Raw genomic sequence first — 24,834 nt, 5'->3', positions numbered from 1 at the left:
GTCTCTATCCTATGGTCTGGGCAGGTGTACGCCTCGAGTGGGCACCCGCTCCGCCAGCGGATCCGTTACGTCGAAAGAGCACATCGAGCGATGCCGAGCCCGACCAGCGCCAAATCGGCCAAGACCGTCAAGGCCGCAGGAAAGTCATCGTCGTCCCGCCAGCGGGGCGGCAAGAACCCACTGCAGAAGAAACGCCAGGTACCTTGGCTTGCGATCGGCGCCGTCGTGGTGGTCCTCGCGCTGGTCGGCGTTCTCGCCTACAGCCTGGTGCCGAAGTACATCGACAAGGCCGACCTCGAGAAATTCACGCCGAGCGCGGAGAAGAAGGACCCGTCCGACCAGATCGAGGGTGTGACCAAGAAGGACTACCCGGCCGGTCTGCACGTGACGGAGCCTCAGCGGGTGGCCTACGACCAGAGCCCGCCTTTCGGTGGTCCGCACGATCAGGCGTGGGCTAACTGCACCGGCGTGGTGTACAGCAAGCCGATCCGGCTGGAGAACGCGGTGCACTCGCTCGAACACGGCGCGGTCTGGGTCACCTACAACCCGGACAAAGTGGATTCCGCGGGAATCGACTCGCTGAAGCAGAAGGTCGAGGGCAAACAGCAGACGATGATGTCGCCGTACCCGGGCCTGCCGTCGGCGATATCGCTGCAGTCGTGGGGTCACGAGCTGAAGCTGGACAACGTGGATGACAAGCGGGTCAACCAGTTCCTCACCGCGCTGCGCGGCAACCCGTACGCCTACCCGGAGGTGGGCGCGAGTTGCTCCAACCCGAGCTTCGACGCCAACAACCCGCTGCCCTACGACCCGACTCCGCCCGGACCGGACGCGGTGCCGATGGACGGTAAGGGGCTGCAACCGGACCTGAGCGAACTCGGCGGCGGATCCGGTCTGCCCGGCGGCATGCCCGGTCTCCCGGGCGGCATGCCCGGTCTCCCGGGCGGCATGCCCGGTCTGCCCGGCGGCCTCCCCGGAGTACCCGGTGTTCCGAGTCTGCCCGGCGCCGGCGGCATCGAGCTCCCGACTCAGCCCGCACCGGGGCAGCAGCCGGCTGCGGGGCAGTGATGTCGGCTGACACCTTGCCGGAAGCCGACGACGACACCGAATCGGGACTGGGCGGCCAGTTGCGCCGCCAGCGCACCTCGCTGGTGGTGCTCGGCGCGATCGGGATTCTCCTGATCGGTTTCGCGATCGGAGTGCTGGCCCGGATTCCGTTGAACAACAACGTCGAACCCGATCCGAGCGCGGTCGACGTCGGTTTCAATCAGGACATGTCGGCCCATCACGCGCAAGCGGTCGATATGGCCGGCGTCGTACTCATCGGCTCCACCGACAACGAAGTGCGACGGCTCGCCTACGACATCCTGACCACTCAGCAGAACCAGGCCGGCCGAATGGAGGGCTGGTTGCAGATGTGGGGCAAGCCGATGCAGGACGTCGACGGCTACATGGGCTGGATGACCGACGACCCGGCCGGCGGGCACGACCACTCCGGCACGGCGCCGACGCACGCCATGTCCGGCCCGATGTCGACCATGCCGGGTATGGCGACCAACGCGGAGATGACCGCCCTGCGCCAAACCACCGGCCCCGCGCTGGACACACTGTTTCTACAGCTGATGCTGCGTCATCACCAGGGTGGCCTCTCGATGCTCCAGTACGCCGCCGCGCACGCCGAGACCACCGCGGTGCGCACCCTGGCGAGCACGATGGAGACCACTCAGCAGGGCGAGGCCGAGTTGATGACCACCATGCTTGCCGCCCGCGGCGCCACACCTCTGCCGCTGACCTAGGGCCGGGTGCGTCGGATCCGCGAAACCTCCCGGCCCGGCGCACCTTTTGGCGCAGCGCGTCCGATGCGATACGCTTTCCCCGCCCGATCGACCGGCCACCCCCGGATCCGATCGAGTCCTATCCCGCCCTCGTAGCTCAGGGGATAGAGCGTCTGCCTCCGGAGCAGAAGGCCGCAGGTTCGATTCCTGCCGAGGGCACCACAAGAGGAGGCTCTGTCCCAGCACAGCTGGGACAGAGCCTCCTTTTTTTGCCACTCAACCACACAGCTCTTCCAGCAGAACCGGGATGTGGCTGTGTTCGAGATCCCGCACCGCTGTCACCAAGGTGACCGGCCCCGCTTGTGCGCGTGTTCGTAGCCGCGCCAGGGCCGCCTGTGCGGTCGGAGCGTCCAACTCGGCGCGAAATCGGTGCTCGAAATCGTGGTATCGAGCCGAGGGATCCTCATGGAACCAGTGTCGCAGCTCGTTCGATGGCGTGATGCCGGTGTCCCATTCGTCGATGTGGGCCCGTTGCTTACTGACACCTCGCGGCCAGAGCCGATCCACCAGGATTCGAGTCCCATCCTCGGGGGTCGGGTCGTCGTAAACGCGCTTGATCCGGAAACCGGGGGGCGGGTTCAGAGTCACCCGACCATCGCATCACAGTCTGCTGGCAGGTGGCCGGTGAGCCACGCGGTCGACGAGGCCCGACCGCACCGGCCGGGCAGCATCAGCGGTGGCTCGTTACCGTGCCGGCCGCAGGTGTGCGTATGCCCACGCGGCAAGGGTGGTGGGTGTTGTGGTGACGACGCTGCGCTCGTCTGCTGCGACAAAGTTCTCGCGCAGACCTACCGACATCCCAACGATGCCTTCGACCTGTTCGTCGCTGAGTCCGGCCGAACGCAAGGAGCCGCGAAAAGCGTCGTCGGAGATCCTCTCGGCACGGATCCGAAGACCCATTACCTGGCTCAGTATCTCGGCGACTCCTGAAAACGTCAGATCCTCCGGACCGTGCACGGCCTGGACGTGGGTTCCCGACCAGTCCGATAGCAGCCGAGCGACCACAATCTCACCGATGTCTCGGGGATCGACCCACGCCATCGGGTGATCCACCGGCCACGGAGTCGACAACACCCCGGCGCGCAGTTCGGGCAGACTCATGAACAGGTTGGTGAAGAAATAGCCGCAGCGCAGATGCAGCACATTCGCCGCCGTGTCGTTCAGCAGCTCCTCCGTGCGGGCCAGACCGTCGATCTCGCCGGCGCCGTGTCGTTTTTCCGCACCGACACTGCTGAGAAACACGGTGCGCGTGACGGTGTTCTCCATCACCGCGCGCGCCGCATTGGCGCCCATCTCGGCGTAATGCGCAACCGGGTCGCCGTCTGTCGTGGCTGGCGGATCGACCCAGAAGAGCCCATCCGCGTTGCGTGTCGCACGCACTACCAGGTCGGCGTCGCCCTGATCGCCCTGCACCACATCGACGCGGTCTCGTATCGCCGCATCGATCTTGGTTGGGTCTCGTAACAACAGCGTCGGCCGGATACCTGCCTGTAGCAACAGGCGTACGACCCGGGAACCCACATGCCCCGTGGGTGTGGTGACGACAATCTTCCTGCGCGTGTTCTCGTTGGCCATACGAGGGACGCTAGTGCTGGTTGTGGCCAGATCCTGACCGCAATCGCGAGTAGGTTGGGCGCAATGATGGATCCGGGTACGCGGATGCTGGAGCTGCTGTCACTGCTACAAAACGGGCGGATTCGTTCGGGGAGCGAACTGGCGGCCCGCCTGGACACCTCACCTCGGACGTTGCGCCGTGACCTCGACCGGCTACGCACCCTCGGCTACCCGGTTTCCTCGACACGCGGACCGGACGGCGGCTACCAGCTGGTAGCGGGGCGCGCGATGCCACCGCTGCTTTTCTCCGACGACGAGGCTGTTGCTCTGGTCGTCGGCCTGCGGATTGCCGCCCTCACGCAAATGAATGGGGCTACCGACGCCGCCGACGGCGCCCTGCGCAAGCTCGAGCGCGTGGTACCCACCCGGCTGCGTTCCCGCATACGGGCGCTCACTGCCGCCACCGAAGCCCGCTCCCGCAGCGCCCGAACCCTGGACCTGAGAACTTTGCAGACGCTGGCCACCGCGACGTACACCCATCAGGACGTGTGGTTCGAATACACCACCAGCACCGGCGGCGGCCCCTCCGAACGCCGTGTCCAGCCCTATCGGCAGGTCGTGCTCGGGCACCGCTGGTATCTGCTCGGTTGGGACCGTGATCGTGCCGACTGGCGCACCTACCGCATCGACCGAATCGGCGCCATCACCACTGCGGGGACCACTTTCATTCCCCGCGCATTGCCCACCGACGATGCGGTGAGCTTCGTCCAAGACCGCGCCCGGCTCCCGATAACCGGCCGGTGCGCCGTCGTGCATTTCGCCGCACCGATCGCAGTCGTTTCCGAGCGGCTGACCGCCGAAGCAGGTGCGCTCGAAGCGATCGACGACACCAGCTGCCGGTATGTCTCGGGCGTCGATTCCTGGGAATGGCTGTCGGTCAGGCTGGCCGCGGTCGGTGTGCCGTACATCGTCGAGGCGCCGGCCGAACTCATCGAATACACCCGCGAGCTGGCCGCTCGCATCACCCGTGCCGCGAGCGGCGCGTCCGCGCACCAGCCGGGCAGCACGGGTGGCGGCTTGTTACCGTCGCTGGAGTGCGGCCTGCCGCAATCTTCTACACCATGGGACAGGGAAGACGCGAGATGACTTATCCGCCGGGCGGGCAACCGCCATACGGACAGCCGCAAGTTCCAGGGCAACCCGGGTATCCGCAGCAACCGGGTCAGCCGTACGGGTATCCCCCGCAGGGTGGTCACGGCTATCCACCCCCCGGCTATACATCGCAGGGGAATCCACAGCCTCCCGAGAAGAAGCGGACCGGGCTGATCATCGGGTTGGTGGTGCTGGTGCTCGTCGTTGCCGGTGCCATCACCGCGGGTGTCGTATTGACGGTGCAGGGCAGGACACCGCTGGCCTCCGACGAGAAAAAGATCGAGGTGGCGATCCGCGATTTCTACGACACCCTCAGCAATGACGGGTTCGCGGCGGCCTCGGCGGTAGCGTGCGCGGCCGACAAGGCCGATTTCGAGGCGATGAATCAAGAGGGGAAGTCCACCTACGACTCGGCCGATATCTCGGTGACCATCAACAAGGTTGACAATGTCGTCATCAACGGCGACCGGGCAACCGCGCACATCGACGGCAAGTTCACGATGTCGGTCGCCGGCGAGGACGCCCAGACCGACAACAGCACCGAAGAGCGCCTGAAGAAAGAAGACGGCACGTGGAAGGTGTGCGCGTCAGTATCGGACGAGAACTGACGGGTGCCATTCGCCGCGCCGCCGATGCCCTGCGGGAGACCGAAACGATCGTGCCGTAACCTCGCCGAATGAGCTGCTGCGGACCGTCGCGCCGGAACGTCCTCGGCGCCATCGGGCTTGCCGCGCTGCTGCCGTCTACCATGTTCGGTCGATCGAGCTCCGCTGGAGCACAAACGAATTCGCTGGTCGCTACCGATCTGGAAGTGGTTACGATCACCGATCGGTCGGTGATCGTAACCTGGACTTCGGTCGCGCCGGATGTGGGCGGGCAGCTGCTCCCGGTGGCTGCCGGCGCGGAGCTGCGGGTCGGCCCCGCTGATTCCCCGCGCGCACCGGCGACGGTCTACGCGAGCGTTGAGCGCACCCCTTTCCACTATGCCGAATTCGATGGCCTCGAGCCGGGTCGCACGTACCGATTCGAGGCGTGGTCGGATGGCGTCCGGGCCACCCCGGCACTGTCGCTGACCACGCTGGCTCCCGGAAGTCCGGAGCTCACCGGCGAATTCACCACCCTGGTCCCGCCACCCGGCCGGCCGCTGCACACCCTCGCGCTCGCCAACGATGTGCACTACGGCGAGGAAGTGAGCGGGCTCGTCATCGGTAACCTGCCTCCGGGTTTCCGCCAAAGCCCCGGCCTGCCGGCGTATACCGAGGTGATGCTCGACGCCATGCTGGAGGATCTGCGCCGTCCCGACCGCGGCGCCGACCGGCTACTGCTGGCGGGCGACCTCACCAGCGAGGCGACGGCGACGCAATCCCGTGCGGTCCGTGCCCGTTTGGACGGCTGGGGCGCGTTCGGCAGCGACTATCTCGTCACGCGCGGCAACCATGATCGGCCGCATATCGGAGTCGACTATCAGGGTTGCGAAGTGGTGGCCGAGGACCATCGTGATTGCTGGGCCGAGGAATTCAGCCCGCGCCAGCAGTTGATCGAGCACCAACTGGGTGGGCTGCGACTGATCGGGCTGGACACCAGCGAACTCGATGGCTCCGGCGGCAGCATCGAGCGTCCGCAATTCGACCGGCTCACCGAACTGCTGCGCGCCGATCCCGATCGGCCCACGCTGGTCTTCGGCCACCATCCGGTGACCGTCGAGTCCGGTCTGACCAACACCGCCGGGCCGGGGTTTGTGCTCAATCGCGCTGATAGCGCCGAGTTGCAGGCGCTCTACGAACGTGCCCCCGGGGTTTTTCTGCAGCACAGCGGGCATACCCACCGCAACCGGCGGACCCGCCCCGACGCGAATTGCGCCGTGGAATTCCTGGAGGTGGCCGCGGTGAAGGAGTACCCGGGCGGCTACAGCCTGCTGCGATTGTATGAGGGCGGGTACATGGTCAACTTCTACAAAACCCGCACCGAGGCCGCCCGCCGCTGGAGCGCAACGACCAGGGGCGAGTACTTCGGACTATTCCCGGATTACACCCTCGGCACCTCGGCCGATCGCAATCACGTTGTGCTACGCGACTTTTCAGGACTCGGATAATCGGCCGCGCACGACCTCCGAATCGTTGGCCGGTCGCGGCAGGACCGATCCCATCCGCGCACGCCGGACGCTGTACCTTGCTTAGGTAAGGCTCATCATATGTGCGTGTTGGAAGGACAGAAATGGTGTCGGTCAGATGGAAGTCGATATCCGCGGGGCTAGCAGTTACAGTTGCCACACTCGGCCTCACGGCCTGCTCGAGTTCCTCCGACGACGCCAATGAGATCACGGTCTACAACGCGCAGCACGAATCCCTCACCAAGGAGTGGGTGGACGCGTTCACCAAGGAAACCGGCATCAAGGTCACCCTGCGTCAGGGTGGTGACACCGCGCTCGGCAACCAGCTGATCGCCGAGGGCGCCGCATCCCCCGCCGATGTCTTCCTCACCGAGAACTCCCCCGCCATGGCACTGGTGGAGAACGCCGGGCTGTTCGCCGACGTCGACAAGACGACCCTGGATCAGGTGCCGGCACAGTTCCGTCCCTCCACCGGAAAATGGACCGGAATCGCCGCCCGCTCAACAGTTTTCGTTTACAACAAGGACAAGATCCCGACCGATCAGGTGCCCGCGTCGCTGCTGGATCTGGCACAGCCGCAGTGGAAGGGCCGCTGGGGTGCGGGCGTTTCGGGCGCCGACTTCCAGGCCATCGTCGCGGGCCTGCTCGCACTGAAGGGTGAGGACGCCACCAAGGCGTGGCTGGCCGGGATGAAGGCGAACGCGACCGCGTTCCCGAACAATGTCGCCACCATGAAGGCAGTCGACTCCGGCCAGCCTGACGGCGGCGTGATCTACCACTACTACTGGTACCGCGACCAGGCCAAGACCAAGGAGAGCAGCAGCCACACCGCGCTGCACTACTTCAAGAACCAGGATCCGGGCGCCTTCATCAGCGTGTCCGGTGGCGGCGTGCTGAAGTCGAGCAAGAAGCAGGAATCGGCGCAGAAGTTCCTCGCCTTCATAACCGCCAAGTCCGGCCAGGAGGTCCTGCGCGACGGTGATTCGATGGAATACCCGGTGGCGAGCGATGTCGCGGCCAACCCGGCGCTGCCGCCGCTGGCCGACCTGCAGGCCCCGGCCGTCGATCCGAGCAAGCTCGACGCCAAGAAGGTGACCGAGTTGATGACCCAGGCGGGTCTGCTCTAACCATGGCTGCCACGATCGCCGTCGTTTCGTCTCGGGTCGGCCGACCCGGGCCACTGGTCACGACCGTCGCCCTACTGCTGGTCGCGGCGACGTTCGTGCCGCTGGGCTATATCGTCTCCACGGTCTTCTCCACCGGCCTCGGCGAGGCGATCGATTTGGTTTTTCGGCCAAGAGTTGGTGAGCTGCTGCGAAATACGGCCGGGCTGGTAGTGATCACGGTGCCGATCTGCGTGATACTCGGAGTCGGGCTGGCCTGGGTGGTCGAACGTACGGCGGTGCCCGGGGCGGCCTGGTGGGGACCGGTATTCGCGGCGCCGCTCGCGGTTCCCGCGTTCGTCAACAGCTACGGGTGGGTCAGCCTCTTCCCCACGATGCACGGACTGCCGGCCGGTGTCGTGATCTCGACCATGTCGTATTTTCCGCTGGTGTACCTGCCCGCGGCGGCTACGCTGCGCCGCCTGGATCCTTCGGTGGAGGAATCCGCGCGCGCGCTGGGCTCCGGACCGTTCGAGGTGTTCGTGCGCGTCGTGCTGCCACAGTTGCGGCTGGCGATTCTCGGTGGCGGACTGCTGATTTCATTGCATCTGCTCGCCGAGTACGGCGCGTTCGTGATGATCAGATTCGACACCTTCACCACCGCCATCTTCGAGCAGTACCAGTCCAGCTTCGCCGGCCCGGCAGGCAGCATGCTCGCCGGGGTGCTGGTGCTGTGCTGTCTGGTGCTGCTCGCGGCCGAGGCGGCCACCCGCGGCAATGCGCGCTATGCCAGGATCGGCAGCGGCGCACCGCGTGCGGCGAACCGAGCGCGATTGGGGCCGAGCACAATTCCGGTACTCGCCGTACTGGCCGCAGTCGTCGTCGGCGCGCTGGGGGTGCCGCTGTGGACGATCGTGCGCTGGCTGCGCATCGGCGGTGCGGAAGTATGGGATCTGGGCGAGATCGGCGAAGCACTCGGGCAGACCGTGGCGCTTGCCGCGATGGCGGCCGTGATCGCGACGCTGTGCGCCTTTCCGGTGGCTTGGATCGCGGTTCGCTCGACCTCCACGTTCGCGCGAATCGTGGAGGGCGCCAACTACATCACCAGCTCACTGCCCGGCATTGTGATAGCGCTGGCCATGGTGACGGTCACCATTCGATGGGCGCCGCCGCTGTACCAAACGGTGACGATGGTGGTGGCCGCGTATGTGCTGATGTTCCTGCCTCGCGCGCTGGTGAGTGTGCGAGCCGGACTTGCGCAGGTGCCGATCGGACTGGAGGAGGTCTCGCGATCCCTCGGCCAGTCGGGAGTGATCACCTTCCTGCGAGTCACATTGCGGCTCACCGCACCCGCCGCCGCCTCCGCCGGCGCGCTGGTTTTCGTCGCGGTCGGCACCGAACTCACCGCGACATTGCTCTTGGCGCCCAGCGGAACTCGCACACTCGCCATGCGGTTCTGGTCACTGTCGGGCGAACTGGATTACGCGGCGGCAGCACCCTACGCACTGATCATGATCGTCGCCGCGGTGCCGGTGACCTACCTATTGTTCAGCCAGTCCAGGAAGGCGGCGGGCGTATGAGTCAACTTGTCGTGGACGACGTTTCGAAGACGTTCGGCCACACTCGGGTACTCGGCGGCATCACCCTAGAGGTGCCCGATGGCAGTTCCACGGCCGTGGTCGGCTCGTCGGGATGCGGTAAGACCACGCTACTGCGGGTGATCGCCGGTTTCGAGTCGCCGGACTCGGGTTCGGTATCCATCGGTACGGAAACCGTTACCCGCGAACGTTTTTCGGTACCCCCACAGCGACGCAATGTCGGATATGTCGCGCAGGATGGTGCGCTGTTCCCGCATCTGACCGTGGGCCAGAATATCGCCTACGGACTGCGCCGTGGCTGGCGCGGCCCGCGCGGCGACAAGCAGCGGGTGTGCGAACTGCTGGATATGGTGTCGCTGGACGCGTCCTACGCACAGCGGCGTCCGCACCAGCTCTCCGGCGGCCAGCAACAGCGCGTCGCCCTCGCCCGCGCGCTGGCCCGTAAGCCCGATATCATGCTGCTGGACGAACCGTTCAGCGCCCTGGACGCCGGACTGCGCGCCACTACCCGCCAGGCCGTCGCCGAAACCCTGCGGGCCGCGGGCATGACCAGCATCCTGGTCACCCATGACCAGGAGGAGGCACTGTCGTTCGCCGAGCAGGTCGCGGTGATGCGGCAGGGCAAGTTCACCCAGGTCGGTGCGCCCGAAGAGGTCTACGCGACCCCCACCGACCTTTTCACCGCCCGCTTCCTCGGTGACTGTGTACTGCTCGACGCGGTGATCGAAGGCGCGGTTGCCAAATGCGTGCTCGGCCGGGTACCGGTGCAGAAATCCGCGCCGTCGGGCCAGGCGACCATCATGATGCGACCCGAACAGCTTGTCGCCCAGGTGGTTTCGGATAATGATCAGGGTAGCGGCGTCGTGCGCGACGTGGAATTCCGTGGCGCCGACATCATGCTGACCATCGCTCTGGACGGCGACAACGAGCCGGTACGGGTGCGCCGCGCCAGCGTCGCGGCACCGACAATGGGCGAGCGCGTGCGATTGGACATGATCGGCACCGCGGTCGCCTTCGAAGCGGCCGCCTGATCCGAAATGCCCGACCCGGCGGTGACGTTCGCCGGGTCGGACATTTCGGGCAGACGCCCACTGATTGCACAGAGCGAGCGGCGGGAGTCGAACCCGCGTAAACGGCTTTGCAGACCGTTGCCTAAACCACTCAGCCACGCCCGCCTCGCCTTGGATAGTGCCGCGCGGGGTCGGCCAGGGCCACGGTTGCGCTCAGCACGATTCAAAAGCGCGGCCCGATCCCAGCGCAGAACCGACGCACAGCCCGATCCCAACGCGCGGGCCCAATTCTCAGGTCGGCGCGAAGATGTGCAGGCGCTGCCGTGGCCCGGCCCCGGCCGATGTGTCCGAGAGTCGGCCGCGGACATGGAATGATCGAGGTCATGTCTCGGCCACGCCCGCTCCCGCAGGACCCGATCGAGGAGGCCCATCGCCAGTGGGTCGGCCACGGCTGGGGTGACGTCGCGGATGGCATGGCCGCCGTGACCTCGCTCGTGCGGGCCCAGCAAATCGTGATGGCCCGTGTCGACGAGGCGCTGAAACCAACCGGTTTGACCTTCTCGCGCTACGAACTGCTCATGCTGCTCAACTTCAGCAAAACGGGCGCGCTGCCGATGGCAAAGGCGAGTGCGCGGCTGCAGGTGCACCCGACCAGCGTCACCAATACCGTGGATCGACTGGAGGCGGCGAAACTGGTTCAGCGCATGCCGCACCCGAGTGACCGCAGGGCGACTTTGATCGAAATCACCGATGCGGGAAGGGAATTGGTTGCTCAGGCGACCGAGCAGCTGAACGCGAAGGTATTCGCGCTACCCGGGCTCGCCCCAGATCGACTACACACGCTGCTGCAGTTGCTCGCGGAATTCCGGCATGCGGCGGGCGACTTCGACGCCGGCGACAACACGGCACAGTGGATGGCGAACGAATACTGACCCTCGTCGCGAACCGGTCGGTTTGTACTCCTCTTGAGCGAATTTTCGGTAACGGTACGGCATCCAGATAGCACATCTTCCGCCCCGTCGCCTTGGCAGCGGCGCGCAATAGGTTCACCATGGAGTCCATGGTGCTGGTCTTGGGGGTATCGGCGGGCGCTGGCGGTGCTCGTGCGGTGCTCACCCACTCCGACCAGCCACATCTCCCTCCGATCGACCGCTGCCGGGCACCACGACGCGCCGGCAGCGGTGTCGATGAACCCGTTTTCGCGGCGATTCGCCAGATGAGCGTGTCCGCCGAACGCCGTGACGAACTGATCACCAGTACCGCCGTGACCTGCCGATGTCCGGTGGACGCCGAGTCCATTCGGGCGGCGGCGGGACGCAGCAGGTTGACGATCGTCGACGAGCCGCTGGCTCAGCTGCGCTACCTGCGCTTCACCGGTCAACTCCCCCAGAGCGGCTCGGTAATCCTCTATGACCTCGGCAGTTCCGGCCTGACCATCACGCACGTCGACTGCCGCACCGACACCAGCCTGTCCAGCAAACGCAGCACGGTCCTGTGCGGCGACGGCTACGACGCGCTGCTGCGCTGGAAACTCGCCCGCGGGAACGTACTCACCGACAAATTGACCAGCCGGGGGCATCGGGAAGCGCTCAGCAGCACCAGGGTGGTGACCGCGACCGATCCCACCACCGGTGACCGGGCCGTGGTCACTCGAAGTGATCTCGCCGAACTGTGTGCCGCGAGCCTTCATCATTCGGCATCGTTCGTCCGCCAGCTCATCGAGGAGAGCGGCGTAGCGCCGGAAGCCTTGGTGTTACTCGGTGGCTGCGCCCGCAACCCCAATATCCGCGAGGCGCTCGGCGAGATGACCGAGCTCCCAGTCATCTACGACTCGGAACCGGAATACGTCTCCGCGCGCGGCGCCGTCCTGCTCGCGGCCGAACGCCCCGCAGGCGATATCCACATGGCCCGAATACGTTCCGGCGCATCACTACCCGCCGCCTTCACTTCCGACACCATCGGCCGCAGGAAACTCATCGCCGCAGCAGCGGTTACCGCGGCACTCGGCGCCACCATCGCCGGACTGCTCACCATGAACAACAATTCGGCGCAGTCCCCCGAAAGGGGAACCGCGCCGAGTTCCGTAGAGGTAGCGGGCATCCCAGCAACCCCTTTCGGCTGATATCGATCGTGATGCCGAAAACTCCGACGGTGGAGGAGTTTTCGGCTCGAGGCAACCGCGGTCCGCGGACCCGGGTTGACGGCCGAGATCAGCATCATCGGTCGAGGAAGGACAATAACTCCGCGGTGACGAACCGCGGGTTCTCCTCGACGAGCCAATGCCCCGCACTCGGTACGTCCACCGCACGCACGATGTTGGTCATGCGTGGGACCACGGTGGCTCGGATCTGGTCGAGTTGTCCCTGGGCGGTCATGAGCAGGGTTGGGACGCGGACCGGTGCTGCCGCCAGGGTGTCGCGGACGTCCTTGTCGAGGGCGCGGTAGAGCTCGAAGCCGCCCGACAGTGCCTCGGGGCGGCTGTAGGTCCGTGCGTACTCGTTGATCTCGGGATCGGTGAACGGGGATCGGTCCGAGGTGCCGCCGAAAGCCGTTCCGCCGAACGAGACTTGTGGGTAGAACAGGGCCAGGTACTGGCGGACGTGGTCGCTGACCACCGCCTCGGGGATCCGTCGTTGGGAGTGGAAGGTGATGTGCCAGCTCAGTGTGCGATAGGTGGACGCATCGATCGCGGGCCCGGGGAGCGGCAGATCGAGGTAGCCGAGGCGTTCGGTGTCCGCGGGAAACTGAGCGGCGTACTGGAATGCCACCGCGGCGCCGAAGTCGTGGCCCACTACCCGGGCGTCGTGCACCCCGAGCCGATCGGCGATCAGGGTGTGCACGTACCGCGCCAGCGTGGCCTTGTCGTAGCCGGTCGGAGAGCCGGTGCTGTCGCCCAGCCCAGGGAGATCGACCGCGTAGACGGTGTGGTGCTCGGCGAGCGCCGGCATGATCGGCCACCAGCCGAACCAGGTTTGTGGCCAACCGTGCAACAGCACCACAGGCGAGCCGCTGCCGCCGGTCACGTAGTGCATCCGGACGCCGTCGACGTCGGTGAACTCGTGTCGAAAGGTGCTCGCGAACCGGGGGTCACCCTGAGTTGATGCGGCGTAAGGAGCGAGGTGGTCCGTCGCTGGAGTTGAGCAGGCCGCGGTGCCGATCGTGAGCAGGAGGGTGAGCGTGACGGTCGCCACCGCACGCGCGGATCGGAGGAAGCGGCGCGACGACGGCCGGGCTGCGGTAATCATGTATTCCTGTCTTGGAGAAGGTGATTGGATTCAGCGGCCCGTCGTACCGTCGATCAATTCGCGCAGGATGTCCGCGTGGCCGGCATGGCGGCCGGTCTCCTCGATCAGGTGGGTCAGTGCCCAGCGGACGCTAGGAGCGGGGCGACCCGGCCGCGCTCGAGGGACCGGTGCGTTGAGGTCGGTGCATCCGTCGAGGAAGTCGTTCGCGCGCTCGACCGTGGCGCGGTAGCGGCCGACGACCACGGCCACGCTGTCCGCCGGTGGTGCCTGGAACGTCGCCTGCCAGTCGGTCACGGGGTCCCCGAGGAACATCGAGCGCTCGACGAAGGTCAGGTGATTCAACAGGCCGAGCAGGTTCGTGCCCGAGGGCACTGCGGCTGTTCGCACCTGTGGCTCGGGGGCACCGTCGACCTTCGCGGCGATCGAGGTCCGCAAGTAGTCGAGGAATGCGCGTAGGGTTTCGGTCTCGCTGCTCCCGGTCCGGGGCGGCGGGGTATCGTCGCGGCGCTTGCGAAGCGGGATGGTGGACACAGTGTTCTCCGTCGTCGGGGCGGCTCGAGCGGTGCGGTGGATGAGCAGGACGTGGTCGGTGACCTCGGCGGTGCGCCCATCCGGCCCCGTCGCGATCCGGCGGGGCGCGTCGACCCGCTCAACCCGCCATGTCGCCGGTTCCAGAGCCAGATCCGCGGCGACCTCCCGTGGGGTCGGGTACTCGACGTCAAGATCCTGGTTCCACGACCACGGCGCGGTCGAGCCATGGTCGACGACCAACAGCCGCCCACCCGGCCGCAGCGCGTGCGCGGCCAGGCGCAGAACGGTGGCCTTGTCCAAATCCACGGGAGTGTGCAGGTAGTGGGCGCAGATCAAATCGAACCCGCCCAGTGGGAAGGACTCGCTCAGGTCGTGCCGCTCGGCGACAACCTGGTCGCCCACGCCGTGTGAGCGGGCGAGGTCGGCGAGCCGCGCGACCGCCACGGCCGAGATGTCGACGGCGGTGACGTGCCAGCCCCGGCGGGCCAGCCACAGCGCGTCGCCACCATCGCCGCATCCGAGGTCCAACGCGTCGCCGGGGGACAGTCTCGAAACCGTTTCGGTGAGAAGGTAATTCGGCCGTGGGTTGGTGGCCGCCGGTCGGGCGGCGTAGACGCCGTCCCAGAACGTGACCGCATCGGCGGTGCTCATCGAGGCTCCTTTGGTCGGGACGCACTCAGTCTTTCCGAACCCAGCACGCCCTGGCACGCAAACTTGCGGTTTTGGCAAGATGAGCTCATGGACCGCGAAACCGACGATGTGCTCGATGCGGTGGGGTCGCGGCTGCGTGCGCTGCGGCGCGCCCGCGGGATCACCCTCGCCGACCTCGCAGTGCGGACCGGGGTGTCGGAAAGCACGCTGTCCCGGCTGGAGAGCGGGCAGCGCCGGGCGACCCTCGAGCTGCTGCTGCCGCTCGCCCGCACCTACGACGTTCCGCTGGACGATCTCGTCGGCGCCCCGCGCACCGGTGACCCCCGGATCCATTTGAAGGCGATTCGGCGGTCCGGGATGATCTTCGTGCCGCTGTCCCGGCGGCCGGGTGGGGTGCAGGCGTTCAAGATGATCATTCCCGCCCACCCGGAAACCCTAGAACCGACGCCGCAGACTCACGACGGCTTCGAATGGCTGTACGTGCTCAACGGCCGCCTGCGGCTGGTGCTCGGCGAGCGCGACCTCACAGTGCCGCCCGGCGAGGCCGCGGAGTTCGATACGTCCGTGCCACACTGGCTGGGCAGCGCCGACGGCGGAGTAGTCGAGCTACTCATCCTGTTCGGCGTGCAAGGGATCCGCGCGCACGTGCACGCCGGTCATTCTGAGAACCGTTGACCGACAACAGATCCTGTATGTGTTCGAGTGCTGCAAACGTACGCTCGCCGGCACTACCGGACGTCGCGCGATGCGCACCACCGTATCCCGAGCGCGGGCGGGGCGGACTGGACGGAGTTCTGTGGGGCCGATGATGGAGCCCCGCCGCGCCACCGATGGTCGGCTACCCGATCGCGTCGACCTCCTGTCCGGCGCGGGGATAGCCGCGCGCCGCTCGGTCGACGATGATCGGGGCGGTGTCAGCGGTTGGTGAAGTTCGGCGGGCGCTTTTCGACGAAGGCGGCCATGCCTTCTTTTTGGTCGTTGATCGCGAAGAGGGAGTGGAAGACTCGGCGTTCGAAGCGCAGGCCCTCGGCGAGGGTGGTTTCGAAGGAGCGGTTTACTGCTTCCTTGGCGATCATGGTGACCGGCAGCGACAGGGCGGCGATGGTTTCGGCGACCTCGAGTGCGGTGGCGAGCAAGTCGGCGGCGGGGACGATGCGCGAGACCAGCCCCGCGCGCTCGGCTTCCTCGGCGTCCATATTGCGGCCGGTCAGTACCATGTCCATAGCCTTGGCCTTACCGATCGCGCGGGTGAGGCGCTGCGAACCGCCGATGCCGGGGATGACACCCAGCTTGATCTCCGGCTGGCCGAACTTGGCGTTGTCCGCGGCGAGCAGGATGTCGCAGATCATGGCGAGCTCACAACCACCGCCGAGCGCGTACCCGGCGACCGCGGCAATGGTGGGCTTGCGGAACTCGGCGAGTCGGTCCCAGCGCGCGAAGTAGTCGTTCATGAACATGTCCATGTACGACTTGGGCTGCATCTCCTTGATATCGGCGCCCGCCGCGAAAGCGCGCTCCGAACCGGTGATGACGACGGCGCCGATCGCGTCGTCGCGCTCCAGTTCGTCAAGCGCGGCGATGACATCGTCGAGGACCTGCGCGTTCAGCGCGTTGAGCGCCTTCGGACGGTTCAGCGTGATCCAGCCGACCCGGCCTTCGCGCTCCAGCAGAATCGTCTCGAAGTCCGGCTCTCCCGTCACCTGACCGCCACCCTCCACGGAATCGCTTCGCGATGCGTCCATCTTTAAGCACCCTCTTGGTCGGAACGGTTACGGATATCGGTGACGATAGCGGAGAAGTCCCGGGCCGCGTCCGTCTGGTTGAAGCGGCTGTAGGTCTCCGCGGCCAGCAGGCCGAAACGTCCGTCAACGCCATTGTCGCGCAATGCGTTCGCGGCAAGGCCGAGGTCCTTGTTCATCAGCGCGGTGGCGAAACCGGGCTGATAGTCGTTGTTGGCGGGGCTCGTGGGCACCGGGCCCGGCACCGGACAGTAACTGGTCAGCGCCCAACTCTGCCCCGAGGCGGTGGAGACCACATCGAAGAACGACTGGTGGCTCAGGCCCAGCTTCTCACCGAGCACCAGCGCCTCGGACAACGCGACCATCGAGACGCCGAGCAGCATGTTGTTGCAAATCTTCGCGGCCTGGCCAACCCCGGCCCCGCCGCAGTGCACGACTTTGCCGCCCATCACCTCGAGCACGTCGAGCGCGTCGGCGAACTCGGCCTCGCCACCGCCGACCATGAACGTCAACGTGCCCGCCGCCGCACCGGCGACACCACCGGAGACCGGGGCGTCCAGCGGCCGGTGGCCCGCGCCCACCGCCAGTTCGGCGGCAGCCTTCGCGTCGGCAACGTCGATGGTGGAGCAGTCGATGAACAATGTTTCCGGAGCGGCGGCCGGGAGCAACTCGGCGTAGACATCGAGGACGAGTTTGCCGTTGGGCAGCATGGTGATGACGACATCGCGGTCGATCGCGGCAGCGGCGGCGGTGTCGACGATCGTGGCGCCGTCCTCGCGCGCCTGTTCCCGCGCGGCGGGCACGGGATCGAAGGCGAGGACGTCATGGCCCGCCCGTATCAGGTTCGCTGCCATCGGCCCGCCCATATGTCCGAGGCCGAGGAATCCGATCTTCTTACTCACTGCTGCTCCTCCGGAATCGTCAAACCCAGTTCGCGCTCGCCTAATTCGGCGAAGTACGCGTCAACCCGCGCCGCGGTGACCTCGGCAAGTGTCGCCGGAGACCACTGCGGGTTGCGGTCCTTGTCGATGACCTGTGCGCGAATCCCCTCGACCAGATCATGCGAGCTCAGGGCGGCAACCGAAACCCGGTACTCCTCGTTCAGCACCGCCTCCAGGCTCGAAGCGGCGCGGGCCGCACGCAGCGACCGCAGCGTAACCTTCAGCGCGACAGGCGATTTGCCGAGCACATCGGTCGCCGCCTTGGCCGCCTCCGGCGCCGGGTTCGCCTGTAGGCGCGCGATGATCTCCTCGACCGAATCCGCGCTGTAGCAGGCGTCGATCCAGTTCTGATTGGCCAGGAGCTCGGATCCCGGCGCATCGGTGGCGAATTTGGCGATCGCGATATCGGCGGTCTCGGTGCGCAGCGTATCCAGCAGTGCCGGAATGCTTTCCGAGGGCACGTAATAGTCGGCGAAGCCCGCGGCGATGGCGTCTCCCGCGCTCATCCGGGCCGTGGTCAGCGCGACGTGCGTGCCGAGTTCGCCGGGGGTGTGGGCCAGCAGATAGGTGCCGCCCACGTCGGGAACGAAGCCGATGCCAACCTCGGGCATGCCGATCTTGGAACGCTCGGTGACGATGCGGTGGCTGCCGTGCCCGGAAATGCCGACACCGCCGCCCATCACGATGCCGTCCATCACCACGACATAGGGCTTGGTGTAGCGGCCGATCAGCGCGTTGAGGATGTATTCGTCGCGCCAGAACGCGGCGGTCGCGCAACCGGCGCCGTCGCCACCGTTCTTGGCGTCGTCGTGTATCGCGACGATGTCGCCGCCTGCGCACAGTCCGCGCTCACCCGCCCCGGTGACCACTACCGTGCGCACGTCATCGTCGTGCGCCCACTCGCGCAGGGCACCCAATATGGCAAGGGCCATCTCATGATTGAGCGCGTTGATCGCCTTGGGCCGGTTCAGCGTGATCAGGCCGAGCCCGTCGCGTTTGTCGATCAGGATGCCGGGTTCGCTGCTCATGCCGCTCCTACCACCGCGCGGGCGACGACCACCCGCATGATCTCGTTTGTTCCTTCGAGAATCTGATGTACCCGCAGATCACGGACGATCTTCTCGACGCCGTATTCGGCCAGGTAGCCGTAGCCGCCATGCAGTTGCAGCGCCTTGTTGGCCACCTCGAATCCGGCGTCGGTCGCGAATCGCTTTGCCATGGCACACAGTTCGACCTTGTCATCGGCGTTCGCATCCAGTGCCGCCGCGGCCCGCCACAGCAGGGTCCGTGCCGCCTCCAGGGAGGTGCGCATATCGGCGAGCTGGAATTGCAGTGCGGTGTTGTCCAGCAACCGCGCGCCGAACGCCTTGCGCTCCCCCAGGTAGGACACCGTTTTGTCCAGTGCCGCCTGGCCACCGCCGAGCGAGCAGGCCGCGATATTCAGACGTCCACCGTTGAGCCCGTTCATAGCGATTCGAAAACCGTTGCCCTCCACACCGAGTCGATTGGCGGCTGGCACCCGGACCGCGTCCAGGATCACCTGACGGGTGGGCTGCGCGTTCCAGCCCATCTTCTTCTCGTTGGCGCCGAAGGAGATTCCCGGCGCGTCGGCCGGCACGATGAACGCCGAGATGCCACGGGCACCCGCATCGCCGGTGCGCGCCATCACCACATACACATCGGTGCTGCCCGCGCCGGAGATGAATTGTTTCACCCCGGTGAGCAGGTAGTCATCACCGTCGCGAATTGCCTTGGTACTCAACGCGGCCGCGTCGGATCCGACACCGGGCTCGGTCAACGCGTAACTGCCGAGCCACTCCATCGAGGTGAGCCGAGGCAACCAGTGGTTGCGTTGCTCCTCATTGCCGTAGCTATCGATCATCCACGACACCATGTTGTGGATGGAGATGTAGGCCGCGATGGCCGGGCAGCCGGTGGACAGCTGCTCGAAGATGCGCACCGCGTCGAGCCTGCGTAGCCCGGAGCCGCCCACGTCTTCACCTACATAGATGCCGCCCATACCGAGCGAGCCCGCCTTGCGCACCGCATCGACCGGAAAGTGCTTCTGCTCATCCCATTCGAGGGCGTTGGGGGCCAATAGCTCGTCGGCAAAGGAGCGGGCGGTGTCGGCTATCGCCCGTTCGTCGTCGTCGAGTGTGAACATGGTCGCGGCCTCAGTCCATCGTGGGGATGACGAACGCATTGCTCTCTTTCAAGCCCGAAGGCCAGCGCTGCGTCACCGTCTTGGTCTTGGTGTAGAAGCGGATCGAGTCGGGGCCGTGCTGGTTGAGGTCGCCGAAGCCGGAACGCTTCCAGCCGCCGAAGGTGTAGTACGCGATCGGCACCGGGATCGGCACATTGATGCCGATCATGCCGACCTGGACGCGGGCGGCGAAGTCGCGGGCGGTGTCGCCGTCGCGCGTGAAAATCGCTACACCATTGCCGTATTCGTGCTCATTGGCCAGGCGCAGACCCTCTTCATAGTCCTTGGCGCGGACCACGCTGAGGACCGGGCCGAAGATCTCTTCCTGATAGATCCGCATCTCCGCCGTCACATTGTCGAACAGCGATGCGCCGACGAAGTAGCCGTTCTCGGCACCTTCGACGGTCAGGCCGCGCCCGTCCACCACCAGATCGGCCCCCTCATCGACGCCGATCTGAACGTAGTTGTTGACGCGGTTCACGCCGTCCTGGCCGACCAGCGGCCCGAGGTCGACGCCCGGGTCATCGGAGCGACCGATATTGAGCTTGTGCACCCGCTCGGTGAGCTTGGCGACCAGCCGATCGGCGGTCTCCGCACCGATCGGGACCGCGACCGAGATCGCCATGCAGCGCTCGCCCGCCGAACCGTAACCGGCACCGATCAACTGGTCGGCGACATCGTCGAGGTCCGCGTCCGGCATCACGATCGCGTGGTTTTTGGCGCCACCGAAACACTGGGCGCGCTTGCCATTCGCCGTCGCGGTCTCGTAGATGTACTGCGCGATCGGGGTCGACCCGACGAACCCGATCGCCTTGACGCGCGGGTCGTGCAGCAGCGTGTCGACTGCTTCCTTGTCGCCGTTGACCACATTGAACACACCGGCGGGCAGCCCGGCTTCCAGGAACAGCTCGGCCAGCCGCAGCGGCACTGATGGGTCGCGTTCGGAAGGCTTGAGCACGAACGCGTTTCCGCATGCCAGTGCCGGACCGGCCTTCCACAACGGGATCATCGCTGGGAAGTTGAAAGGGGTGATACCCGCGACGACGCCGAGCGGCTGCCGCATCGAGTAGACGTCGATGCCGGTGCCCGCGCCCTCGGTGTACTCACCCTTGAGCAGGTGCGGGATGCCGGTGGCGAATTCGATCACCTCGAGGCCGCGCTGGATGTCGCCCTTGGCGTCCGGGATGGTCTTGCCGTGTTCGCTCGAAAGCAGCGCCGCCAGCGAATCCATCTCGTCCTGTACCAGGCTCAGGAACTTCATCAGCACCCGTGCCCGCTTCTGCGGGTTGAACGCCGCCCACACCTGCTGCGCCTCGGCGGCGTTCGCGATGACCGCCTCGACCTCGGTTTTGCTGGCCAGCGGCACCCGCGCCTGCACCTCGCCGAGGTTGGGATCGAAAACGTCGCCGAACTTGCCGGAGCCGCCTGCGACGTGTTGTCCCCCGATGAAATGTGTGAGTTCGCGAACCATGCCAGTCCTCAGGTGTCGACAGCGGCGGCGTGGAACTCCACGCTCGATTTACGGTCATCCTATAGTTGGATGTCCAAGTAAATCCATGACACAGACAAAGGTGTGGCGCACACCACTGCCGAGAAACCCGCCCAGAGTTGGGGACGCGATTCGACCACCGCTCCGGGACGCGTGCACGAGATCGAGCGGCGTTCGCACTCCCGCATCATCGGTCAGCAGGATCGCCCGAAAGAAAGCCGCCGGAGACCGCCCCATTCACGCGGACACCCGACGCAACCGCGAACAGGCCGTTGAGCGGGGCGGAATCCGCGTGCGCAAACGGAAACGCAGCCGCCGAAAGGCCGAGAGAATCCTGGCGGTGTGACCGGGATCACCGTAAGATTAGTTTGACGTCCTAGTATCGGGCGCCAGAAGGACTCTCGGAGGATCTCGTGGCCGATCGCATCGCGCTTCATACGCCCGTCCATCCCGTTCGCTTGGTAACCTCGGCCGCTCTGTTCGACGGGCACGACGCCGCGATCAACATCATGCGCCGCATTCTGCAATCCCAGGGTGCGGAGGTGATTCATCTCGGTCACAACCGCTCGGTGCATGAGGTGGTCGACGCTGTGGTCGAGGAGGACGCACAAGGGGTGGCGATCAGCTCGTATCAGGGCGGGCACATCGAGTACTTCGAATATCTGGCCACCGCGCTGCGTGCGGCCGGAGCCGGGCAGGTCCGCATTTTCGGCGGCGGTGGCGGCGTTATCGTCGCCGAGGAGATCGCGCGGCTCGCCGAATCCGGCGTTACCATCTTCTCGCCCGAGGACGGACAGCGACTCGGGCTGCCGGGCATGATCAACGAGCTGGTGCGCGCGTGCGATGTCGATCTGTCGACCGATCCTCCGCCGACCGACGCGCTCCTCGCGGGCGACCGGACCGCGCTGGCAAGGGCCATCACCTGCCTGCAATCGGACAACTTGCCCGCCGCCGATCGCGACACCCTTACCGCCGCGGCGGCGACCCGATCGGTGCCGGTGCTCGGCATCACCGGCACCGGTGGCTCCGGAAAGTCTTCGCTCACCGATGAATTGGTGCGCCGCCTGCGGTCGGATCAGCAGGACAAGGTGCGGGTGGCGATTCTCGCGGTCGATCCGACCCGACGCCGAGGTGGCGGTGCGCTGCTCGGCGACCGCATCCGGATGAACGCCCTGGACGGCGATCACATCTTCTTCCGCTCGCTGGCCACCCGTGGCAATCATGAACTGCCACAGAACATCGACGTCATGATCGCGGCCTGCCAGGCTGCGGGCTATGACCTGGTGGTGCTGGAGACACCCGGCATCGGCCAGGGCGACGCGGCGATCGTCGACCACGTGGATGTGTCGATGTATGTGATGACACCCGAATTCGGCGCGGCCTCCCAACTCGAGAAGATCGACATGCTCGATTTCGCGGATGTGGTGGCGATCAATAAGTTCGAACGCCGCGGCGGCGCGGATGCTATGCGCGATGTCGCGCGTCAGCTGTTGCGCAATCGCGAAGCGTTCGGCGCCAGTCCGGAAGACATGCCGATATTCGGGACCAGCGCGGCGACATTCAACGACGACGGCGTAACCGCGCTGTATCAACATCTCACCGAGTCGCTCGGCGCACGGGGTCTGCGGCTGGAACGCGGCGCGCTGCCGCATGTCGACACCCGGGCCTCCACCCGGTTCGCCCAGATCATCCCGCCTGCCCGGGTGCGCTACCTGGCCGAAATCGCCGAAACAGTGCGTGTTTATCACGCCGATACCGAACGCCAAACCCTTGCCGCGCAACGAGTTCAGCGTTTCGAGCAGGTCCTCGCCGAAATCCCCGACGATGCCGCGGTGGCGAACCTGCTCGGTCAGGCGCGCACCGAACTGACCGCGCAGAACGCCACGCTGCTCGCCGACTGGCCCGGCGTCGCCGAAGGATACCGGGGTGCGGAGCGGGTGGTGCGAGTGCGAGATCGCGAGATCCGCACCGCGCTGCGCCGGGAATCGTTGTCGGGCAGCCGTATTCCGCGAGTGGCGCTGCCGCGATTCACCGATCACGGTGAGCTGCTTCGGTTTCTGCGCGCCGAGAATCTGCCCGGTCACTTTCCATTCACCGCCGGTGTGTTCGCGTTCAAACGCGATAACGAGGATCCCGCACGCATGTTCGCGGGCGAGGGTGACCCGTTCCGCACCAACCGGCGATTCAAGGTGCTCTCCGAACACGCCGAGGCAAAACGGCTTTCGACCGCCTTCGACTCGGTCACCCTCTACGGACGCGACCCCGACGAACGACCCGACGTTTACGGCAAGGTCGGCACCTCCGGAGTATCGATCGCCTCGCTGGACGATATGAAGGCGCTGTATGACGGATTCGATCTCACGGCGCCGACCACGTCGGTATCGATGACCATCAATGGACCCGCTCCGACCCTGCTCGCGTACTTCCTCAATACCGCGATCGACAAAGCACTGGAACGTTTCTCGGCGGCCGAGGGTCGCGAGCCCACCGAGAACGAGGCCACCGAGATCCGTGCGCGGACGCTCGCCACGGTCCGTGGCACCGTGCAGGCCGATATCTTGAAGGAGGATCAGGGCCAGAACACCTGCATCTTCTCTACCGAATTCAGCCTGCGCATGATGGCCGATATCCAAGAGTGGTTTGTGCGCAACGGCGTTCGCAACTTCTACTCGGTATCGATTTCCGGCTATCACATCGCCGAGGCGGGTGCGAATCCGATCAGCCAGCTGGCCTTCACCCTTGCCAACGGATTCACCTATGTGGAGGCATATCTCGCGCGCGGCATGGCCATCGACGAATTCGCACCGAACCTGTCGTTCTTCTTCTCCAACGGTATGGACCCCGAATACTCGGTGATCGGGCGCGTCGCCCGGCGCATTTGGGCCATTGCCATGCGCGACCGCTACGGTGCCGGTGACCGGTCGCAGAAGCTGAAGTACCACATTCAGACCTCGGGACGGTCCCTGCACGCACAGGAGATGAACTTCAACGACATTCGCACCACCCTCCAGGCTTTGATCGCCATCTACGACAACTGCAATAGCCTGCACACCAACGCATACGACGAGGCGGTCACCACCCCCACCGAGGAATCCGTACGCCGCGCGCTGGCAATCCAGCTGATCATCAATCGCGAGTGGGGCCTCGCGATGAACGAAAACCCGTTACAGGGCAGCTTCATCATCGACGAACTCACCGATTTGGTGGAGGAGGCGGTACTCACCGAGTTCGAGCGAATAAGTGAACGCGGCGGCGTGCTCGGCGCCATGGAAACGGGGTACCAGCGCGGTCGTATTCAAGACGAATCGATGCTCTACGAGCGTCGCAAGCACGACGGATCGCTGCCGATAGTGGGAGTCAACACCTTTCGCAATCCACACGGCGAACCACATCGCGAACTCGAACTCGCGCGCGGCACCGAGGAGGAAAAGAAGTCGCAGCTGCGTCGCGTCCGCGATTTCCAGGCCCGCCACCATGACGAGGCGCACGCCGCGCTGGCCCGCCTTGATGCCGTATCCCGCACGGACGCGAATATTTTCGAGGTTCTCATGGATGCCGCCAGGGTCTGCACCCTGCAACAGATCACCGATGCGTTTTTCGCGGTCGGGGGGCAATACCGCCGGAACGTCTGATCTCCCAGGAATCGAGGACGCCGAGAAGTGTTGTCGCGCAG

At 65.9% G+C, this 24,834-nt stretch carries 21 protein-coding genes, 2 tRNA genes and 1 pseudogene; 13 read left to right on the top strand and 11 right to left on the bottom strand.

The features are described 5' to 3' along the window. Positions 1 to 90 precede the first annotated feature (90 nt). The 3 genes from LKE06_RS12555 (at position 91) to LKE06_RS12545 (ending at position 1,997) form a co-directional block, all read left to right on the top strand. Positions 91 to 1,068, top strand: coding sequence for a thioredoxin-like domain-containing protein (locus LKE06_RS12555; RefSeq protein ID WP_227998788.1), 978 nt, complete (start codon positions 91 to 93; stop codon positions 1,066 to 1,068). After that, positions 1,068 to 1,796, top strand: a complete 729-nt coding sequence (locus tag LKE06_RS12550; RefSeq protein ID WP_227998787.1) for a DUF305 domain-containing protein — start codon at positions 1,068 to 1,070, stop codon at positions 1,794 to 1,796. The genes LKE06_RS12555 and LKE06_RS12550 overlap by 1 nt, the downstream gene beginning before the upstream one ends. 125 nt (positions 1,797 to 1,921) lie before the next feature. Continuing rightward, positions 1,922 to 1,997: transfer RNA gene (locus LKE06_RS12545), tRNA-Arg, on the top strand. Between the two features lie 54 nt (positions 1,998 to 2,051). Here LKE06_RS12545 and LKE06_RS12540 read toward each other — a convergent pair. Then, positions 2,052 to 2,423 carry a DUF488 domain-containing protein gene (locus LKE06_RS12540; protein WP_227998786.1) on the bottom strand — a complete coding sequence of 124 codons (372 nt, stop codon included), beginning with the start codon at positions 2,421 to 2,423 and terminating at the stop codon, positions 2,052 to 2,054. A gap of 96 nt (positions 2,424 to 2,519) precedes the next feature. Further along, a complete protein-coding gene (locus LKE06_RS12535) occupies positions 2,520 to 3,410 on the bottom strand; it encodes an NmrA family NAD(P)-binding protein (protein ID WP_227998785.1) in 891 nt (296 codons plus the stop codon). A gap of 63 nt (positions 3,411 to 3,473) precedes the next feature. Between LKE06_RS12535 and LKE06_RS12530 the strand changes: the two genes are divergently transcribed. The 6 genes from LKE06_RS12530 (at position 3,474) to LKE06_RS12505 (ending at position 10,383) form a co-directional block, all read left to right on the top strand. After that, a complete protein-coding gene (locus LKE06_RS12530) occupies positions 3,474 to 4,535 on the top strand; it encodes a helix-turn-helix transcriptional regulator (RefSeq protein WP_227998784.1) in 1,062 nt (353 codons plus the stop codon). Continuing rightward, the gene (locus LKE06_RS12525) at positions 4,532 to 5,149 is read left to right on the top strand and encodes an Rv0361 family membrane protein (RefSeq protein ID WP_227998783.1); all 618 of its coding nucleotides are present in this window, start codon (positions 4,532 to 4,534) and stop codon (positions 5,147 to 5,149) included. The genes LKE06_RS12530 and LKE06_RS12525 overlap by 4 nt, the downstream gene beginning before the upstream one ends. 68 nt (positions 5,150 to 5,217) lie before the next feature. Next, on the top strand, positions 5,218 to 6,633 hold the full coding sequence (locus LKE06_RS12520) for a metallophosphoesterase (protein ID WP_227998782.1): 1,416 nt from the start codon (positions 5,218 to 5,220) through the stop codon (positions 6,631 to 6,633). A 125-nt stretch (positions 6,634 to 6,758) separates the two neighbouring features. Then, the gene (locus tag LKE06_RS12515; protein ID WP_227998781.1) at positions 6,759 to 7,778 is read left to right on the top strand and encodes an iron ABC transporter substrate-binding protein; all 1,020 of its coding nucleotides are present in this window, start codon (positions 6,759 to 6,761) and stop codon (positions 7,776 to 7,778) included. Positions 7,779 to 7,780: 2 nt separating this feature from the next. Continuing rightward, positions 7,781 to 9,334 carry an ABC transporter permease gene (locus LKE06_RS12510; protein WP_227998780.1) on the top strand — a complete coding sequence of 518 codons (1,554 nt, stop codon included), beginning with the start codon at positions 7,781 to 7,783 and terminating at the stop codon, positions 9,332 to 9,334. Continuing rightward, the gene (locus LKE06_RS12505) at positions 9,331 to 10,383 is read left to right on the top strand and encodes an ABC transporter ATP-binding protein (protein ID WP_227998779.1); all 1,053 of its coding nucleotides are present in this window, start codon (positions 9,331 to 9,333) and stop codon (positions 10,381 to 10,383) included. The genes LKE06_RS12510 and LKE06_RS12505 overlap by 4 nt, the downstream gene beginning before the upstream one ends. 72 nt (positions 10,384 to 10,455) lie before the next feature. On the opposite strand, the gene LKE06_RS12500 is transcribed toward LKE06_RS12505, so the two are convergent. Then, positions 10,456 to 10,527 (bottom strand) — tRNA-Cys (locus LKE06_RS12500). 218 nt (positions 10,528 to 10,745) lie between these two features. Between LKE06_RS12500 and LKE06_RS12495 the strand changes: the two genes are divergently transcribed. Together LKE06_RS12495 and LKE06_RS12490 are read left to right on the top strand one after the other, a co-directional pair. Beyond that, positions 10,746 to 11,294, top strand: coding sequence for a MarR family winged helix-turn-helix transcriptional regulator (locus LKE06_RS12495; protein ID WP_227998778.1), 549 nt, complete (start codon positions 10,746 to 10,748; stop codon positions 11,292 to 11,294). A gap of 128 nt (positions 11,295 to 11,422) precedes the next feature. Continuing rightward, positions 11,423 to 12,484, top strand: a complete 1,062-nt coding sequence (locus LKE06_RS12490; RefSeq protein WP_227998777.1) for a DUF7159 family protein — start codon at positions 11,423 to 11,425, stop codon at positions 12,482 to 12,484. 94 nt (positions 12,485 to 12,578) lie between these two features. Here the strand turns inward: LKE06_RS12490 and LKE06_RS12485 are convergent, their stop codons facing one another. The 3 genes and pseudogenes from LKE06_RS12485 to LKE06_RS12475 all read right to left on the bottom strand — a co-directional run. Beyond that, positions 12,579 to 13,607, bottom strand: a complete 1,029-nt coding sequence (locus LKE06_RS12485) for an alpha/beta fold hydrolase (RefSeq protein WP_227998776.1) — start codon at positions 13,605 to 13,607, stop codon at positions 12,579 to 12,581. A 30-nt stretch (positions 13,608 to 13,637) separates the two neighbouring features. Next, the gene (locus LKE06_RS12480) at positions 13,638 to 14,129 is read right to left on the bottom strand and encodes a DinB family protein (protein ID WP_227999424.1); all 492 of its coding nucleotides are present in this window, start codon (positions 14,127 to 14,129) and stop codon (positions 13,638 to 13,640) included. Between the two features lie 189 nt (positions 14,130 to 14,318). Next, positions 14,319 to 14,789: pseudogene (locus LKE06_RS12475) on the bottom strand (class I SAM-dependent methyltransferase); the annotation flags it as partial. Positions 14,790 to 14,876: 87 nt separating this feature from the next. Here LKE06_RS12475 and LKE06_RS12470 point away from each other — a divergent pair. Next, the gene (locus LKE06_RS12470) at positions 14,877 to 15,464 is read left to right on the top strand and encodes a helix-turn-helix domain-containing protein (RefSeq protein ID WP_227998775.1); all 588 of its coding nucleotides are present in this window, start codon (positions 14,877 to 14,879) and stop codon (positions 15,462 to 15,464) included. Between the two features lie 239 nt (positions 15,465 to 15,703). Here the strand turns inward: LKE06_RS12470 and LKE06_RS12465 are convergent, their stop codons facing one another. The 5 genes from LKE06_RS12465 to LKE06_RS12445 are packed head-to-tail and all read right to left on the bottom strand — an operon-like array spanning position 15,704 to position 21,143. Beyond that, a complete protein-coding gene (locus LKE06_RS12465; protein WP_227998774.1) occupies positions 15,704 to 16,531 on the bottom strand; it encodes an enoyl-CoA hydratase in 828 nt (275 codons plus the stop codon). Positions 16,532 to 16,533: 2 nt separating this feature from the next. Beyond that, positions 16,534 to 17,430 (bottom strand): 3-hydroxyisobutyrate dehydrogenase, encoded by an 897-nt coding sequence (gene mmsB / locus LKE06_RS12460; RefSeq protein WP_227998773.1) that lies wholly within the window; start codon positions 17,428 to 17,430, stop codon positions 16,534 to 16,536. Further along, positions 17,427 to 18,497 carry an enoyl-CoA hydratase/isomerase family protein gene (locus tag LKE06_RS12455; protein WP_227998772.1) on the bottom strand — a complete coding sequence of 357 codons (1,071 nt, stop codon included), beginning with the start codon at positions 18,495 to 18,497 and terminating at the stop codon, positions 17,427 to 17,429. Before LKE06_RS12455 ends, mmsB begins: the two co-directional genes overlap by 4 nt. Continuing rightward, positions 18,494 to 19,633 (bottom strand): acyl-CoA dehydrogenase family protein, encoded by a 1,140-nt coding sequence (locus tag LKE06_RS12450; RefSeq protein WP_227998771.1) that lies wholly within the window; start codon positions 19,631 to 19,633, stop codon positions 18,494 to 18,496. Before LKE06_RS12450 ends, LKE06_RS12455 begins: the two co-directional genes overlap by 4 nt. Before the next feature lie 10 nt (positions 19,634 to 19,643). Continuing rightward, the gene (locus LKE06_RS12445) at positions 19,644 to 21,143 is read right to left on the bottom strand and encodes a CoA-acylating methylmalonate-semialdehyde dehydrogenase (RefSeq protein ID WP_227998770.1); all 1,500 of its coding nucleotides are present in this window, start codon (positions 21,141 to 21,143) and stop codon (positions 19,644 to 19,646) included. A gap of 431 nt (positions 21,144 to 21,574) precedes the next feature. Here LKE06_RS12445 and icmF point away from each other — a divergent pair, with 431 nt between their 5' ends. Then, entirely contained in the window at positions 21,575 to 24,793 is a 3,219-nt protein-coding gene (icmF, locus tag LKE06_RS12440) for a fused isobutyryl-CoA mutase/GTPase IcmF (protein WP_227998769.1), read from the top strand. Positions 24,794 to 24,834 lie beyond the last annotated feature (41 nt).

The sequence above is a fragment of the Nocardia australiensis genome (assembly GCF_020733705.1).
GTDB classification, from domain to species: domain Bacteria; phylum Actinomycetota; class Actinomycetes; order Mycobacteriales; family Mycobacteriaceae; genus Nocardia; species Nocardia australiensis.
Note: the sequence above shows the minus strand (reverse complement) of the source record. Positions and strands in the feature narration are given on the sequence as shown.